The organism is Mesorhizobium sp. WSM4846, assembly GCF_055811415.1.
In genome coordinates this window covers 43,829-61,588 of record NZ_JBVVPZ010000040.1, presented here as the reverse complement: position 1 = coordinate 61,588, position 17,760 = coordinate 43,829, and the positions used below count along the sequence as shown (strand labels likewise).

Sequence of the window (17,760 nt, the reverse complement as noted above, 5' to 3'; positions counted from 1 at the left end):
AAGGGCGAGACGCTCGACCGAAAGACGACCGACAGCCGAAAGGATGGCATAGCTCGCCACCACCAGATCGCGTTCCGTGGGTTACGCTGTTGCCATGATTCGAATCCGGGTTTGGCCGGACAGGAAATCTGCAACGAGTCACAAGGGCGGCGGATGTGACGATGGCGACGGCAAGCAGCGTACAGCGCGAACCTTCCATGGAGGAGATACTGGCTTCCATCAGGAGGATCATCGAGGACAACGACACCGGCCGCAAGCAGCCGGACGAAACGGACGACCTGCTGCAGGATCTGACGTCAGTAGCCGTGCCGGCGCCGGCGGTAGCTGTGCCGGCACCGGCGGCAGGCGAGGCGCCGCCAGAGGCAGGCGGGGCGCCACCAGCGGCAGGCGCGTTTCGCGCCGAGTTGCGTCCGGGATTCGACGCCAGGAGGCCGGCCACGCTGACCGAGGTGCAGGCGCAATCCTCGGCTGTCGAGCCTGTCATCGCGCGCGTGGAGCTGCCGGTGCGTTCCGATCCGGCTCCGGTCAAATCGCCCGTGACGCTTGCTGGTGACAGGGTCGCGGCCGAAGCGGCCCCGGCCGCCAAGCCAGAGCCGAATGCGCCTGCGATGGCAAGGGTTGTGGAGACGACCGACAGTATCGTTGCCGGGTGGCGGCGTGATATCGCCTCAATCAGCGAAGCGAAGACCGCGGCCAGGCCGGACAGGGCCCCAGACAGGGCTGAGCTGCGACAGACGCCGGATGCCGAACAGAAGGCTGAGGTTTTGGAGGACGCGGCCGAACCTGCTTTCGAGCCGGCCGCGGCGCGAAGCGGGTTGGCGCGCCCGGCGACGAGCGAGGCACCGTCCGCTCGTCCGGCGATCCTTTCCGAACATACGGGCCGGCAAGTTGCCGCCGCCTTCGGCGAGCTTTCCGATGCGTTCGCCAGCCGCAGCAAGAAAACCTTCGACGAGATGGCCGAGGAGATGCTGAGGCCCATGCTGCAGGACTGGCTGGACAACAATCTGCCGACGCTGGTCGAGCGGCTGGTACGCGAAGAAATCGAACGCGTGGCGCGCGGCGCGCAGTAATAATTCCGACGGTCGACGGATGAACCCCGCCGCTGCGGGCGACGTCTTCGTTGATGCGCGATGCAATGCCTACGGCCTCGGCAGTGGCATTGCCTGTGATCTTGTCCGATCTATCTGTATGGCAGGCGAGCCCGCTCGCCTGCCGCGTCGCGGTTGACTTGGCCAAAACCTTCCGATTTACACCGGACCAGCAAAAACCCGACAGCCCGGACGCCTTCCCATGCTCGAAAAAACCTACGACGCAAAAATCGTCGAGCCGAAGATCGCCAAGGTCTGGGAGGAGGCCGACGCGTTTCGTGCCGGCGCAGGCGCCGAGGAGGGCGCGGAAGCCTTCACCATCGTCATCCCGCCGCCGAACGTCACCGGCTCGCTGCATATGGGCCATGCGCTCAACAACACGCTGCAGGACATTCTGGTGCGCTTCGAGCGCATGCGCGGCAAGAACGTGCTGTGGCAGCCCGGCATGGACCACGCCGGCATCGCCACCCAGATGGTGGTCGAGCGCCAGCTTATGGAGAAGCAGATCCACCGACGCGACCTGACGCGCGATGAGTTCATCGAGAAGGTCTGGGAGTGGAAGGCCGAATCCGGCGGCGCGATCCTTAACCAGCTGAAGCGGCTGGGGGCCTCGGCCGACTGGAGCCGAGAGCGCTTCACCATGGACGAGGGGCTGTCCAGGGCGGTGCTCGAAGTGTTTGTCACCCTCTACAAGGAGGGCCTGATCTACAAGGACAAGCGCCTTGTGAACTGGGACCCGAAGCTGTTGACTGCGATTTCCGACCTCGAAGTCGAACAGCAGGAGGTCAACGGCAATCTCTGGCATTTCCGCTATCCCGTCGAGGGCGAGGTCTTCGATCCGGAAAATCCAAAAACCTTCATCACCGTGGCGACGACGCGCCCCGAGACGATGCTGGGCGATACGGCGGTGGCGGTGCATCCCGACGACGAGCGTTTTCGGCATCTGGTCGGCAAGAACCTCGTCCTGCCGATCGTCGGCCGCAAGATCCCGGTGGTGGCGGACCAATATTCCGATCCGGAGAAAGGCAGCGGCGCGGTCAAGATCACGCCGGCGCACGACTTCAACGATTTCGAGGTCGGTAGGCGCCACAAGCTGCCGGCGATCAATATCCTCACCGTCGAGGCGGCGGTCGCGCTCGCCGACAATGACGAGTTTCTCGCCGGGCTGGAGGTAACGCCCGAGCGTCAGGCCGTCTGGGATGAGCTCAACGGCCTCGATCGTTTCGTCGCGCGCAAGAAGATCGTCGAGCTGATGGAGGCGGGCGGCTTCCTCGAAAAGGTCGAGCCGCATCGCCATGCCGTGCCGCATGGCGATCGCGGCGGCGTGCCGATCGAACCGTTCCTGACCGAACAATGGTATGCGAACGCGGCGGAACTCGCCAAGCCGGCGATCGCCTCGGTGCGCGAGGGCCGCACCAGGTTCGTGCCGAAGAACTGGGAGAAGACTTACTTCGACTGGATGGAGAACATCCAGCCCTGGTGCATTTCGCGCCAGCTCTGGTGGGGACACCAGATCCCGGCCTGGTACGGGCCGGACGGCCGCATCTTCGTCGAGAAGACCGAGGAGGAGGCGCTCGCCGCCGCAATCGAATATTATCTGGCGCTGGAAGGGCCGTGGAAGGCCTGGGTCGAGGACAAACTCGAGAATTTCAAGCCGGGCGAGATCCTGACCCGCGACGAGGATGTGCTCGACACATGGTTCTCGTCGGCGCTGTGGCCTTTCTCGACGCTCGGCTGGCCGGACCAGACGCCGGAGCTGAAGACCTATTACCAAACCGACGTGCTGGTAACCGGCTTCGACATCATCTTCTTCTGGGTCGCTCGCATGATGATGATGGGCCTGCATTTCATGGGCGAGGAGCCGTTTCACACCGTCTATGTCCATGCGCTGGTGCGCGACAAGAACGGGCAGAAGATGTCGAAGTCGAAAGGCAACGTCATCGACCCGCTCGATCTCATCGACGAATATGGCGCCGACGCACTGCGCTTCACGCTGACGGTGATGGCCGCGCAAGGGCGTGACGTGAAGCTCGATCCGGCTCGTATCGCCGGCTACCGCAATTTTGGCACCAAGCTGTGGAACGCGACGCGTTTTGCCGAGATGAACGACGTCGCGAGAAACGACGATTTCTGGCTGAACGACGCCAAGCTGGCGGTCAACCGCTGGATCCTGACCGAACTGACGCGCACGGCGCGCGAAATCACCGATGGCATCACTTCATACCGGTTCAACGAGGCTGCGACTGCTGCCTACCGTTTCGTCTGGAACCTGTTCTGCGACTGGTACCTGGAACTGTTGAAGCCGGTCTTCATGGGCACAGACGAGGCTGCCAAGGCCGAGAGCCGGGCTTGCGTCGCCTTCGTGCTCGACGAGATCTACAAGCTGCTGCATCCGATGATGCCGTTCATGACCGAAGAGCTATGGGCTGAGACATCAGGTGAGGGCAAGGAACGGCCGTCGCTGCTTTGCCATGCCGCCTGGCCGTCGCCCGACTTCGAGGACGAGGCAGCGGCCGCCGACATCAACTGGCTGATCGACCTGGTCTCAGGCATCCGTTCCGTGCGTTCGGAAATGAACGTGCCGCCGGCGGCGATCGCGCCGCTGATGGTGATCGGCGCCAATACCGCAACCCGCGAAAGACTTGAGCGTCAGGCATCGGCCATCAAGCGACTGGCGCGGGTCGGCGACATCTCGCTTGTCGATACGGCGCCCAAGGGCTCCGCCCAGATCGTGATCAACGAGGCCACCATCTGCCTGCCGCTCGGCAGCCTGATCGACCTTGCCGCCGAGGCGGCGCGGCTGCAGAAGGAATTGGTCAAGGTGACCGAAGAGATTGCCCGCCTGCACAAGAAGCTGTCCAACGACAAATTCGTCGCCAACGCGCCGGAAGATGTCGTCGAAGCCGAGCGCGAAAAACTCGCCGAATATCGCGAGGCGCAAGAGAAGCTTTCGGTGGCGCTGACACGCGTGCGCGAAGCCGGTTGACCCGTCTCTGGTAATTGAGAACCGAATTGGCGGAGGAGCGGATTTTCCAAACTTGGCTTCTGCTTTTTTGGGCCTGATGCTCAGGATTCGCGAGTTCTGCGAACTCGCTTTTCGGCGACTTCCTGCACGAAAAATAGGCATTCCGCAGCGTAAATCTTGACGTAAACGGAATGTTTTAGCCGCATTGTTGCCATAATGTAACAATGCGGCCTTGTCTTTGCAAAACGGCGTGTATTGGCGTCGTACTAAGCGAATTTTCTGAATTTTTTGTCGATTTGTAGCCGAACGAGCCGTTTTCCGGCTTTGCTGTGGAAGCTGTCACTTTGTCTGAAATGCGGTCGGCCCAGGCGTACATGTACGCACCGAGAATTCGTTGTTGCGCCGTTAACCTGAATTGGGTCTAGCTTAGTCCAATCGTACTAGGGGAGGAGATTCATGAACAATTTGCGTCTGAAAGCGCTGCTGGGGGCGGGGTGCTTTTCGCTGTTGATGTCGGGCGTTGCCAACGCCGGCGGCTTCGACCGGGGCGGTGTCAACATTGACCAGTTGTTCGATGCCGCGCCATATTCGTTCGACGCCGGCGTCACCTATGTTTCGCCACAGCGCACACTGAAGAATGTGCAGCGCCTGGATGGCTCGGGACTGTCGTCTTCGTCAGTGGATGTCGGCGGCGACTATGCGGTGCCGCGCATCGGTCTAAAGGCCAACATTTTTGAACCAGTGGATTGCCTTGCGAGCTATACGGAACCGTATGGCGCGGAGGCGGACTTCGGAATGAACAACGCCTATTCGCCATCAGCGGTCGAATACTACGTCAGAACAAATGATTTCGGCCTTACCTGCTCCTACAAGGTGAATGTCGGCAAGGGCTCCCTGCGGTTCATCGGCGGGGTCTCCTACCAGGAGGTCGATGCATTTCTGTCGCGCCAGACCTTGCTGGCCTTCGGCAATACCGGCGTCGGCAAGTTCCAGCTTTCCGACGAGGCGTGGGGCTGGCGTGCTGGCGCCGCCTATGAAATTCCCGAAATCGCCTTGCGCGCAAGCCTGGTCTACTCTTCGAGCTACAAATATGACGAACTGTCGGGAACCGTCGACACGACCGGTTTCAGGGGCGCCTTTCCAGCGGATCTGGTTCCAGGCGCCACCGGGGTCTTCCCTGTCTCCGCCTCGGCTGAGATACCCCAGGCCGTGGAACTCAAGCTGCAGAGCGGCATAGCGCCTGGCTGGCTGGCGTTTGGTTCTATCCGCTGGCAGGAATGGAGCAAGCTTGGCATCATTCCGATCCAAGGTGTTCGCAGCCCTGTAACCGGTGCTCCCTCGCCAGTTTCCTTCGACCTGCTTTATCGCGACGGCTGGACGGTTTCGGGCGGCATAGCGCACAAGTTCACCGACCAATTGTCGGCCGCGGTTTCGCTGACCTGGGATCGTGGAACCTCGACGACCTCCGGCTATCAGTCGGACACCTGGTCCGTCGCCAGCGGCATCTCCTATTCGCCGAATGACAAGATCGAGGTCAGACTTGGTGGCTCGATCGGTGTCCTGACCAGCGGATCGTCGACCTTCACCGGTGTTGGCGACACGGCAAATGCCATCACCTACACATATGACGACGATCTGCTCCTTGCCGGCTCAGCTTCGGTTAAGGTCAAGTTCTAAACATGTGTTTTCAATAGCAAAAAGGCCGGGCGAGGCCCGGCCTTTTTGCTATTGAAGGGCTTTCGGGCGACCGAGCGGCGTTGCAATTACGCGCCTTCCCTCTGCCTCACGCGATCGTGATGTTTTGGCAACAGTTTCTGGACAACCCTCGCGCCACAGCCGCGCCCGCGGAGATTGCCTACTTCCCGCCATAAACCCGGCGCACCTCGAATTTGTCCGCACCTCGAAGTGGGGCAGGTCGCATCGCTCGCGGCAAGGGAAGAGTATGAACGCCAGAGTCATCTCCAAGGCCAAGCTGCCCAGCCGCTATGTGACCGTCGGTCCGGCGCGTGCGCCGCACCGCTCCTATCTTTATGCGATGGGGTTGTCGGCGGCCGAGATCGCGCAGCCGCTGGTCGGCGTCGCGAGCTGCTGGAACGAGGCGGCACCCTGCAACATCTCGCTGATGCGCCAGGCGCAGGTAGTCAAGAAGGGCGTCGCAGCGGCTAACGGCACGCCGCGCGAATTCTGCACCATCACCGTCACGGACGGCATCGCCATGGGCCACCAGGGCATGAAATCGTCGCTGGTGTCGCGCGAGGTCATCGCCGATTCGGTCGAACTCACCATGCGCGGCCATTGCTACGATGCGCTGGTCGGCCTTGCCGGTTGCGACAAGTCGCTGCCCGGCATGATGATGGCCATGGTGCGGCTCAACGTGCCGTCGATCTTCATCTATGGCGGCTCGATCCTGCCCGGTTCCTACAAGGGCCGGCAGATCACCGTGCAGGATGTGTTCGAGGCCGTCGGCCAGCACTCGGTCGGCACGATCGGCGACGCCGAACTCCTCGAAATCGAGCAAGCGGCTTGTCCGTCGGCCGGCTCCTGCGGCGCCCAGTTTACCGCCAACACCATGGCCACCGTCGCCGAGGCGATCGGGCTGGCGCTGCCCTATTCCTGCGGGGCGCCGGCGCCCTATGAGATGCGCGACCGCTTCAATTTCGCGTCCGGCGAAAAGATCATGGAACTGATCGCAAGGAATATCCGCCCGCGCGACATCGTCACTCCGAAGGCGCTGGAGAATGCGGCGACCGTGGTCTCGGCAACCGGCGGCTCGACCAACGCGGCGCTGCATTTGCCGGCGATCGCGCATGAGGCGGGGATAAAGTTCGACCTGTTCGACGTCGCCAGGATCTTCGAGAAGACGCCTTATATCGCCGATCTGAAGCCGGGCGGCAAATATGTCGCCAAGGACATGTTCGAGGCCGGCGGCATTCCGCTCTTGATGAAGACGTTGCTCGACCACGGCTATCTGCATGGCGACTGCCTGACCGTGACCGGCCGTACTTTAGCCGAAAATATGGAGCACGTTGCCTGGAATGATAGCCAGGATGTGGTCCGTCCCGCCAACCGACCAATCACCCGAACGGGTGGCGTCGTGGGCTTGAAGGGAAACCTTGCCCCCGAAGGCGCGATCGTGAAGGTCGCGGGCATGTCGGAGCTTAAATTCTCTGGTCCGGCACGCTGCTTCGATTCGGAAGAGGAATGTTTCCAGGCGGTTACGGATCGCAGCTACAGCGAAGGCGAGGTCCTCGTGATCCGCTACGAGGGACCGCGCGGCGGTCCGGGCATGCGCGAAATGCTGTCGACGACGGCGGCTCTCTATGGCCAGGGCATGGGCGGCAAGGTGGCTCTCATCACCGACGGGCGTTTTTCGGGCGCGACACGCGGTTTCTGCATCGGCCATGTCGGGCCGGAAGCCGCCGTGGGTGGCCCGATCGGGCTGCTCAGGGATGGCGACTTGATCTCGATCGACGCGGTGAACGGCACCATCGAGGTGGCGCTGTCCGACACCGAACTGGCGACCAGGGCAAAGGCATGGAAGGCGCGCGCGACCGACTATCAGTCGGGCGCGATCTGGAAATATGCACAAACGGTAGGGCCTGCCCGCGACGGGGCAGTCACCCATCCCGGTGGTGCGAGAGAAACACATTGTTATGCGGATATCTGAGTTGCTGAGGCTGTCTGTCTTTTCGGCACTGGTCGCGATCGCCACTTTTGGCGCGACCTTGGGCGCCGCAGGCCAGGCCATGGCCTTCGATGACAAGGTGTTCGACGACAAGACCGGCGTGAAGCCGCAGTCGAGCCCGTGGGCGGTGTTCCAGTTCGGCTTCTCCGCCTACAAGAACGGCCGCAAGGAGCAGGCTGCTGAGGCTTATAAATACGCGGCCGAAAACGGCCAGATCGGCGCCACCTGGAAGCTTGCGCGCATGTATGCCGAGGGTGACGGCGTCGAGCGCGACGACTACGCGGCGTTCAAGTTCTTCAGCGAGATCGTCGACCAGGACGTCGAGCCCGGCTCGCCCGAAGAGAGCTATGTCTCGGATGCGCTCGTGGCGCTCGGCGACTATCTCAGGAAGGGCATCCCCGGCAGCCCGATCAAAGAGAACGAGGTGGCGGCCCAAGAGTACTACATGCGCGCCGCCGCCAATTACCGCAACCCGAATGCCCAGTTCGAGATGGGCCAGATCTTCCTGAATGGCAAGGGCGGCGTCAAGGCGAGCATCAAGCAGGCCGGACGCTGGTTCCAGCTCGCTGCGGAAAAGGGCCATGCCGGCGCGCAGGCGACGCTCGGCCACCTGCTCTTCCAGAGCGGCAAGATCGTTCGGGGGCTGGCGATGATGACCGCGGCGCTTGAACGAGCCGCGCCTTCCGACCAACCATGGATACGCGGCATGCAGGAAGAGGCATTTGCCGCCGCGGGCGAGGCCGACCGCCGCACCGCGATTTCGCTGGCCGACGACATCCTCACCAAGGGTGGCGGCGACCGGTAGTCGCGAAGCCAGTCACGAAGCCAACAGTTGGGAAAGACTGGGTCAAGAGTCAGGAAGAGTGGGATCTCGAAAAGAAAAAAATCGAGATCAATTCTCGGTCGGTTGCGTCGGAACGGGACCGGACTCCGGCGTTGAAATCGGCGTGGCCGGCGGCGCCAGCTTGGTTTTAGGACAATCGTCCCGGATCCTTGTCCATGACGTGTTGTTGAGCACCATGTCGCAACGGGCGAGATGGCTCCGGCCGGAAAGCGTCAGGCAGGCGACCTGGCCGATCTGGAATGATGTTCCGTTGGCCAGGCATGCAGGATTGGCAAACGCCGGCGTTGCCGCGAGGGCGAGCGCGGCGGCACATGGGCAAATCGCAAACCTGATCGTCATCCTGAACCCCGGCCGAACCCGGATTGCAGCGGAACCCCCGATTGTGGCGATATGACGGTCCATCAACCAGGAATCCGGCGGTTCGGGCCGCGAAACGATCAGATTGGCGCAAAACCCAGTTCGATGGCCACCGGTACGTGATCCGAGGGTTTTTCCCAGGCGCGCACGTGTTTTTCGATCGAGGCCGAGGAAAAGCGATTGGCGGCCTCGGGCGAGAGCAGCAAGTGATCGATGCGGATGCCGTTGTTCTTCTGCCAGGCGCCGGCCTGATAGTCCCAGAACGTAAAAATGTCCGGCGAGTCGCTGACCGCGCGCACGGCTTCGGTGAAGCCGAGGTTCTTCAGCCGGCGGAACGCCTGCCTGGTCTGCGGCTGGAACAGCGCATCGCCGAGCCAGTTCTCCGGGAATTTCGCATCGATCGGTTCGGGGATGACATTGTAGTCGCCGGCCAGCACCAGCGCCTCTTCGAGGGCGAGCCTTTCCTCGGCCCAGCGCTCCAGCCGCGCCATCCAGGACAGCTTGTAGGAGAACTTCTTCTCGTCATCGATCGGGTTGCCGTTCGGCAAATACAGCGAGGCAACGCGCAACGCGCCCTTGTCGGTTGAGAACACGCCCTCGATGAAACGCGCCTGATCGTCGGCATCGTCGCCCGGCAGGCCCCTGATGACCTCGTCGAAGCGCAGCTTCGACAGGATGGCGACGCCGTTGAATCCCTTTTGGCCATATATTTCGACGTTGTAGCCAAGCGCCTCGATCTCGGCCCGCGGAAACTGCTCGTCGACCGTCTTGATCTCCTGCAGGCAGGCAATATCAGGCGCGCTTTCCGTCAGCCAGTGGGTCAAATTGCCGATACGGGCCCGAACGCCATTGATGTTCCAGGTGACGATTTTCATGACGGCCTCATTGCTGCTCGGGCGGATGGCGTTCGACGAGGCCGATCGTATTGCCTGCCGGATCCTTTAGAAAGGCCATCCATTCGCTTTCCCCCGCCGGCCCGAACAGGCCCTCGGTATCGCGGTGGACGAGCATCGGCGGCGCAGTGAAGGGGACACCGGCGGCTTTTGCCGAGGCGTGGAAATCGTCAAGGCCCGAAATGTCGAGATAGACGGTGCCGGCCGGCAGGCCATCGGTGAACAGCAGCCGTACATCGCCGGCCATGATGAAGGCGATGCCAGGCGGATCGAAGCGCACGTGCACGGCCATGCCAAGCACGTCTTGCCAGAACGCCAGCGTTGCATCGAGATCGCGCCCGGCTGAAAGCGCGACCTGACGGACCGCGCTAATGGTAGGCATTCTCTAAATACTGAAGCTGGTGCCGCAGCCGCACGAGGCGACCGCATTCGGGTTCCTGATCTGGAACGACTGGCCCATCAGATCGTCGACGAAATCGATCACCGAGCCGCCCATATAGACTAGCGAGAGGTCGTCGATCAGCACGGTGGCGCCGTCCTTCTCAATGGCGACGTCGTCATCGTTGCGGGTGTCGACCAGGTCGAACTTGTAGGAAAAGCCGGAACAGCCACCGCCCTCGACCGAAACACGCAGCGCCGTCTTGCCGACTTCGCCAGACACAATCTTGGCAATCCGCCTGGCGGCGGCGTCGGTCATCTCGACTTTCATGGCGGTCTTGGCATCAGCGCCCATGGGCGTCACCTTGCTTTCGGTTTCACATGATAGGTATGAAGCGCGAGGGGGCAAGTCAACTGCGTCGTAGGCTATGGAAAATTGATTGGGGCTATGGAAATTGGTTGGGGTTATGGAAATCGGTTGGGGCGATGACAAATGAGTTGGGCGACATCGGATTCGGCTATCGGCCGCGCGCGGCCTATGCCTGCGATCCGGCAAAGTCGCGCGGGCGGCTGTTCGACGAGGTGGAGAGCCCGACCCGCACGCCGTTCCAGCGCGACCGCGACCGCATCATCCATTCGACGGCCTTCCGCCGGCTGAAGCACAAGACGCAGGTGTTCGTCGCGCATGAGGGCGACCATTACCGCACCCGGCTGACGCATTCGATCGAGGTGGCGCAGATCGCGCGCGCCCTGGCGCGGGCGCTGCGCGGCGACGAGGACCTGGCAGAGGCGGTGGCGCTGGTGCACGATTTCGGCCACACGCCCTTCGGCCATACCGGCGAGGATGCGCTGAACAAGAAGATGGCGGCCTGGGGCGGCTTCGACCACAATGCACAGTCGCTGCGCGTGGTGACGCGGCTGGAGAGCCGCTATGCCGAATTCGACGGGCTGAACCTCACCTGGGAGACGCTGGAGGGGCTGGTCAAGCACAACGGGCCTCTGACCGACGCCAGCGGAAACGGGCTGAAGGGGCCGGTGCCGCAAGCGATCCGCGACTATTCGGAATTGCACGACCTCGAACTTGACCGCTTCGCCGGCATCGAGGCGCAGTGTGCGGCGATTGCCGACGACATCGCTTACAACAGCCATGACATCGACGACGGCCTGAGGTCGGGCCTTCTGAAGCTCGACATGCTGGAAAATGTCTCGCTGCCCGGCTCGATCCTCGACGGCGTGCGTCAGCGCTATCCGGCGCTGGACGATGTGAGGACAGGGCACGAACTGATGCGCCGGCAGATCACGATGATGGTCGAGGATGTCATCGTCTCCACCACCGCCAATCTGGCCCGCATCAGGCCGGACAGCGCCGACGCGGTGAGGACGGCAGGCGAGACGATGGTGACCTTTTCAGCCGAAATGGCCGCTTTCGAAGAGGAATTGAAAGCCTTTCTCTACAAGCATCTCTATCGACACAGCGAAGTCGTGCGCGTGCGCAACCAGGCCGAGCAGATCGTCAACGACCTGTTCGAGGTCTATTTCGCCGATCCGCGCGCCATGCCCGATGGCTGGCGCGAAGGGCTCGACCGGGCTGATGATCGCATCAAGGCGCGCAGCGTCGCCGATTTCCTGGCGGGCATGACGGATACCTACGCTTTGAAGGAACACCGCCGTTTGTTTGACCATACGCCTGAATTAAGCTAGGCGGGGCTCGATTTTGCCGGCCAATAGACCGGATTCCCGCAAAGCCGCCAGAGCCAGGGCCACACCAATGAACATCTTCGCCGATTTCAACGCGCGAATTATAAAGGCCGTCAAAGCGCTTGATTTGAAAGACAAAGACGGCGGTTCGCTGGACTTGTCGCGCGTCGCCGTCGAGCCGCCACGCGACGCCAGCCATGGCGACCTGGCGACCAATGCGGCAATGGTGCTGGCCAAGCCGACCGGGCAGCCGCCGCGCGCACTGGCTGAAAGGCTGGCGCAAGCGCTGCGCGCCGACCCGGACATCGCCGCTGCAGACGTTGCCGGTCCGGGCTTCGTCAATCTCAGGCTCAAGGACGCGTTCTGGCAGGTGCATCTGACTGCGCTGCTCGGCGAAGGCCGCAACTACGGCCGCTCGACCGTTGGCGGCGGCAAGAAGGCCAATGTCGAATATGTCTCGGCCAACCCGACCGGACCGATGCATGTCGGCCATTGCCGCGGCGCGGTGGTGGGTGATGCGCTCGCCAATCTGATGGCCTTCGCCGGTTATGACGTGATCAAGGAATATGTCATCAACGACGCCGGTTCGCAGATCGACGTGCTCGGCCGCTCGGTCATGCTGCGTTACCGCGAGGCGCTCGGCGACGACATCGGCGAGATTCCTGCCGGGCTCTATCCGGGCGACTATCTCGTGCCGGTCGGTCAGGCTTTGGCGAGCGAATTTGGCCGTTCCTTGCTGCAGATGCCGGACGAAGAAGCGCTTGCCATTGTCAAGGACAGGACGATCGACGCGATGATGGCAATGATCCGTGAGGATCTGGCGCTGCTCAATGTGCATCACGACGTCTTTTTCTCGGAGCGCACCCTGCACGCCGACAACGCCCGGAAAATCCGCTCGGCGATCAACGACCTGACCCTCAAGGGCCATATCTACAAGGGCAAGCTGCCGCCGCCCAAGGGCGAGAAGCCGGACGACTGGGAGGATCGCGAGCAGACGCTGTTCCGCTCGACAGCGGTCGGCGACGACATGGACCGGGCGCTGGTCAAGTCGGACGGCACCTTCACCTATTTTGCCGCGGACGTCGCCTATCTGAAGGACAAGGTCGATCGCGGTTTCGTCGAGCTGATCTATGTGCTTGGCGCCGATCATGGCGGTTATGTGAAGCGCCTGGAAGCGCTCGCCCGGGCGATTTCCGGCGACGAGGTGAAGCTCACCGTGCTGCTTTGTCAGTTGGTAAAGCTTTTTCGCGAGGGCGAGCCGGTGCGTATGTCGAAGCGGTCGGGCGATTTCGTAACGCTGCGCGAAGTGGTGGAGGAGGTCGGTCGCGACCCGATCCGCTTCATGATGCTCTACCGCAAGAACGATGCGCCGCTCGATTTCGACTTCGCCAAAGTGACCGAGCAGTCGAAGGACAATCCGGTGTTCTACGTCCAGTACGCCTCGGCGCGCTGCCATTCGGTGTTCCGGCAGGCGAGCGAACAGCTGGGCGAGGCCAATTTCGACCGCAATCGGCTGGCCGCCGCCACCGCTTCGCTGACCGACGAAGGCGAGATCGGCCTGATCAGGAAGCTTGCCGAATATCCGCGGCTGATCGAATCCGCGGCACTTGCGCTCGAGCCGCACCGGCTGGCATTCTACCTCTACGATCTCGCCTCCAGCTTCCACGGACATTGGAACCGCGGCACCGAAAATCCCGACTTACGTTTTGTTAAGGTTAACGACCGACAATTGACCCATGCCAGACTAGGGCTGGTGCAGGCTGTTTCGGACGTTTTGACGTCCGGCCTGACGCTGATCGGAGCCGATGCGCCCACCGAAATGCGTTAGGTTTGACTAAAAAACCTGTCACCTTTTGCCCACATTGCGCTGGTAAGGGCCAACCCTGCGCGACGTCCACGGCGTCCGAATGAGTGCGAGTTCGGGAACAATAATGGCAGACAGAACCCAGCTGAAAGCAGCCGCCCAAAACGATATCGCCAGCGATGATCCGTTCGCGGAACTGACCAGGATCATGGGCTTCGACCCGCGCCAGCCGGTCAAGCCGCAGGCCCAGTCGACGGCGGCTGCAGCAAGTCAGCCAGCGGACGACGGCGATTTCGGCATCGACCTCGAGAAGGAGTTGATGGGCGAATTCGGCGGCGACGCCAATGACGGCGCAGCCGAGCTTCGCGAGCCGGCTTTCGACGCGGCTGCTACTGACCCAATCGACGACGAGCTTGTCGCGTCGCTCGAACAGGATCTCCTGCTCGACGACGATGCGGTAGACGAAACCGCCGTTGCCATTGCTGCCGACGATGTCCGCTCTGGCGCTGCCGGAACTCCCTCGGCTGCTGAAGCTGCTTTCGACGACGATTTCGACGAAGCGCTCGCCAGTTCGCTCGAAGACGTGTCGCTATTCGAAGACGATTTGCCGGTGGACGACAGGCTTGGGAACGACGAGCTTGGGAACGACGAGCTTGCCGCGTCGCTCGAACAGGATTTCCGGCTGGACGACGACACGGCGGACGAAACTGCCCATGCCGTTGCCGCCGCCGACCTGGGTTCCGGTGTTGCCGGAGTATCCGCGCCGGCTGTTGAAGCGGTGTTCGACGACGATTTTGACCATGCGATCGCCAGTTCGCTCGAAGACGTGTCGCCGTTCGAAGACGATTTGCCGGTAAACGACGAACTCTCTGCGTCGCTCGAACAGGATTTCCGGCTGGACGACGATGCGACGGACGAACAGAATACCGCCGCCGACATCTCCGCGCCGGCCGCTGACCCCGCCTTCGACGATGAATTCGACAACGCCGTCGCAAGGTCGCTCGAAGACGAACTGACGCTCGACGAGCACGTGCCGGTGGAGCAGGCCGCCGAAGCCGCAGACATCGCCGCGCCGGGCGCCGAACCCGCGTTCGACGATGAATTCGACAACGCCGTCGCAAGCTCGCTAGAAGACGAGCTGACGCTCGACGAGCATGAGCCGATCGAGGCCGCTGTTGAAGCTCCTGCTGCGCCCGTTCGGGCCGTTTCGGATGAGTCCGACGAGGACTTTGCCGACCACGACACCATGCCCGACGTCGACATGGATGACGTCGCCATGGATGACGTCGACATGGATTTCGAAATTCGCACGGCTGAGCCGGTCGAAGTCGACGAGCCAGAAATTGACGAGCCGGATTCTATCGACGCCAAGGACGACGAGCCTTCCACCGCGACCCCGGAACATGCGTTCGACGACGATCTTGAATTGAGCTTCGACGACACGCTTGCCGATGAAGCCGAGGCGCCGGCTACTCAGGCCCCCGGCGTTGCAGCCGAACCGACGGCGCCAGCCGCCATCGCTGAGGAGCGGAGCCTCGAAGACGAATTGAACGCGCTGTTGGGCACCATGAGCGCACGGGCTGCCCCGGTGGCAGCGCTCGCGGCCGCCATGGTTCAGCAACCTGTAGCCGCGGCTGGAGAAGCCGCCGACGAACCAGTGGATCCCACCGACGAACTGGCCGGGAGCCTTGACGAGCAAGACCTTTCGGAGCGGTCGAATGAAGACGCGGTCCAGGCCGCCGACGCCGATCTCGACACCGTTCTCCTCGACGGGCTCGAGGGCCATGATTTCGGCGCTGAAGAAGCTGCCGGACCGGCTGATATCGATTTCGACGACGATGCATTGCACGCCGCCTTCGCCAAGGACATCGGTCTAGATCATGGCTATGACGTTGCGGCCGCCGCTCCACAGCAGGATCCGAATGATTCGCTCAGCTGGATGACGGCACCCTCCGCCGCGCCTGCGCCGGCCCGTTCGTGGAGCCGCGTAACGCCGGTGGCACAGCCGCAACCCGCCTTTGCAGCCCAGCCGACGGCTTCAGCGACCACAGAAACAACGACACCGCCAACCGCTGCGGCACCCTCCTATCAGGATGAGCCGGCCTATCAGGACGAGCCGGCCGAAGACGATGCCGCCAATGCGGCACCTGCGCCAGCGCAAAGCGAACAAGCCTCTGCATATGACGAGATGCCCGATGTCGAGACGGTCGATGTGCCCGAGCGCGTCGTGGCGCTGGCGGACGACCTCGATATTCCGGAACTCGACTCTAATAAAGACGAACCGGCGGCGCCTGCCTATGACGATCTCGATACCGAGTTCGCCAACCTTCTCTCGGAAATGAATGCCGTGGACGTCGCTGCCGGGCCGGCGCGCAGCGCGGCCTATAACGACGAATCCTACAATACCGGATTCAAGCCGGGGGCCGGACCCCAGCCGGGGGCAGGGTTCCAGTCAGCGGCCGGGTTCCAGTCAGGCCATGAGCCCGACCGCGTTGAAACGCGGACCTATGCGGCGAGACCGGCAGCAGCGCCCGTCAGTGCGTCTTACGCTGATGCCGCCAGCGGCTTTGATCTGGGCGACTTGCCCAGCGGTCGGCCGGTTTCGCAAGCGCAAGCCAACGATTTTGCCCTGGACGAACTCGACTACGACCCCGAACTGGATGAGGCCATGTCGGTTCCAGGCCTGGCCGAGCAGAATGCCGCGAGGCCCCGGAGCCGCGGCCTGCTGGTCGCCGCAGTCGTCGGCGCCGTGGCGATCGCCGGCGGTCTCGGCGCCTTCGCGCTGTCTTTCGGCGGCAACGGCGGCACCGATGCGCCGGTCATAGTCAAGGCGGACAACGCACCGATCAAGGTCAGGCCGGAAAACCCGGGCGGCACCGTCGTGCCGAACCAGGACAACAAGGTTTACGACGCCGTGGCCAAGGGGGGCGCGAGGCCTGCCGAACCGGTCCAGGAAAAACTGGTCACCAACACCGAAGAGCCGGTGGACGTGGCGGCCAAGGAACCGCCGCAGAGCCGTGTGGTCGATCTTACGCCCGACGACATCGACACGGCTGAAGCCGCCGATGCGGCCGGCGGCACGCAAGCGGCCGGGAATGCCGATGCCGCCGCGCCAGCACCCAAGTCCGAGGATCGGATCGCCCAGGTTCTGCAAGAGTCCGAGCAGGGCATCGATCCGGATGTCGTCGCCGTTGCGCCACGCAAGGTGAGAACCATGGTCGTCAAATCAGATGGTTCACTGGTTGCGCGCGAGGATCCGGCGCCTGCTGCATCGCAGGTGGCTGCCGTCGAGCCTGTCGATCCGGCGCCGCAGCTTGTGGCCCCGGCGGGTCAGGCCGGCGACGCGGCGCAGACCGGTACCGTACCGTCTGTTGCCGACCAGGCAAGTGGCGACCTGTTGGGCGGCGACCCGGTGGGCGACCCAGTGGCCGGCGACCGGGCCGAAACCGCCGCGCCGGAAGCAGTCAATCTGGCCGCCGTGCCCACGGCTGAGGCTGAAGCCCAAACCAACCAGCCTGCCAACACGCCGGCCACGGTTCCGGTGGCGCCGCAGCGTCCGTCCGACCAGCCGGTCGACGTCGTCGGTGAGGTCAAGCCCGACCAGGTTGCGTCCATCAGTCCGGCGGCGGCCTCGACCGGCGGTGGCTCTTGGTCGATGCAGATCGCCTCGCAGCCGACCGTCGAAAGCGCCCAGTCGACCTATCAGGATCTGCAGCGTCGCTATGGCAGCGTGCTTTCCGGCCACACGGCCAACATCGTCAAGGCCGAGATCGCCGGCAAGGGGACGTTCTATCGCGTCCGCGTCCCGGCGAAGTCGCGCAACGATGCGATCAGCCTGTGCACCAACTACAAGGCCGCCGGCGGCAACTGTTTCGTGTCGCGCTAACCATTTTCAAATCTCCCGCCCTTGGGCCCAAAGAACCGGGGGGGGGGGCGGCGCGGGGGGGGGGGGGTTGGGGGGGCGGGGGGGGGGGGTTTTTTTTTTTTTTAGGGAGCGGAGGGGGTGGGGTGGGGTTGTATAGTGTTGATTTTAGTTGTATTTAACAGA

Annotated in this window: 12 protein-coding genes; 8 read left to right on the top strand and 4 right to left on the bottom strand. The window is 62.9% G+C overall.

The window, feature by feature from the left end; translation table 11 throughout:
• Window positions 1-161 precede the first annotated feature (161 nt).
• From AC0L15_RS26205 to AC0L15_RS26185, 5 genes are all read left to right on the top strand, one after another.
• Window positions 162-1,070, top strand: a complete 909-nt coding sequence (locus AC0L15_RS26205; protein WP_287249007.1) for a PopZ family protein — start codon at window positions 162-164, stop codon at window positions 1,068-1,070.
• 220 nt (window positions 1,071-1,290) lie between these two features.
• Window positions 1,291-4,074, top strand: coding sequence for a valine--tRNA ligase (locus AC0L15_RS26200; protein WP_287249004.1), 2,784 nt, complete (start codon window positions 1,291-1,293; stop codon window positions 4,072-4,074).
• A 435-nt stretch (window positions 4,075-4,509) separates the two neighbouring features.
• Window positions 4,510-5,730, top strand: coding sequence for an OmpP1/FadL family transporter (locus AC0L15_RS26195; protein ID WP_287249003.1), 1,221 nt, complete (start codon window positions 4,510-4,512; stop codon window positions 5,728-5,730).
• 265 nt (window positions 5,731-5,995) lie between these two features.
• A complete protein-coding gene (gene ilvD, locus AC0L15_RS26190) occupies window positions 5,996-7,720 on the top strand; it encodes a dihydroxy-acid dehydratase (RefSeq protein WP_287058052.1) in 1,725 nt (574 codons plus the stop codon).
• Window positions 7,707-8,543, top strand: coding sequence for a tetratricopeptide repeat protein (locus tag AC0L15_RS26185; RefSeq protein ID WP_023802582.1), 837 nt, complete (start codon window positions 7,707-7,709; stop codon window positions 8,541-8,543). Before ilvD ends, AC0L15_RS26185 begins: the two co-directional genes overlap by 14 nt.
• A gap of 87 nt (window positions 8,544-8,630) precedes the next feature.
• Here AC0L15_RS26185 and AC0L15_RS26180 read toward each other — a convergent pair whose 3' ends face one another.
• The 4 genes from AC0L15_RS26180 to erpA form a co-directional block, all read right to left on the bottom strand.
• Entirely contained in the window at window positions 8,631-8,921 is a 291-nt protein-coding gene (locus tag AC0L15_RS26180; protein WP_236376385.1) for a hypothetical protein, read from the bottom strand.
• A 98-nt stretch (window positions 8,922-9,019) separates the two neighbouring features.
• Window positions 9,020-9,814, bottom strand: coding sequence for an exodeoxyribonuclease III (gene xth, locus AC0L15_RS26175; protein ID WP_236388633.1), 795 nt, complete (start codon window positions 9,812-9,814; stop codon window positions 9,020-9,022).
• Between the two features lie 7 nt (window positions 9,815-9,821).
• Window positions 9,822-10,214, bottom strand: a complete 393-nt coding sequence (locus AC0L15_RS26170; RefSeq protein ID WP_023802579.1) for a VOC family protein — start codon at window positions 10,212-10,214, stop codon at window positions 9,822-9,824.
• Window positions 10,215-10,217: 3 nt separating this feature from the next.
• A complete protein-coding gene (gene erpA / locus AC0L15_RS26165; RefSeq protein ID WP_287249000.1) occupies window positions 10,218-10,565 on the bottom strand; it encodes an iron-sulfur cluster insertion protein ErpA in 348 nt (115 codons plus the stop codon).
• Window positions 10,566-10,696: 131 nt separating this feature from the next.
• Between erpA and AC0L15_RS26160 the strand changes: the two genes are divergently transcribed.
• The 3 genes from AC0L15_RS26160 to AC0L15_RS26150 all read left to right on the top strand — a co-directional run bounded on the left by AC0L15_RS26160 (window position 10,697) and on the right by AC0L15_RS26150 (window position 17,598).
• Window positions 10,697-11,911, top strand: a complete 1,215-nt coding sequence (locus tag AC0L15_RS26160; RefSeq protein WP_287248999.1) for a deoxyguanosinetriphosphate triphosphohydrolase — start codon at window positions 10,697-10,699, stop codon at window positions 11,909-11,911.
• A 67-nt stretch (window positions 11,912-11,978) separates the two neighbouring features.
• Window positions 11,979-13,736 (top strand): arginine--tRNA ligase, encoded by a 1,758-nt coding sequence (gene argS, locus AC0L15_RS26155; RefSeq protein WP_287248998.1) that lies wholly within the window; start codon window positions 11,979-11,981, stop codon window positions 13,734-13,736.
• Between the two features lie 103 nt (window positions 13,737-13,839).
• Entirely contained in the window at window positions 13,840-17,598 is a 3,759-nt protein-coding gene (locus AC0L15_RS26150; protein WP_287248997.1) for an SPOR domain-containing protein, read from the top strand.
• Window positions 17,599-17,760: the final 162 nt, after the last annotated feature.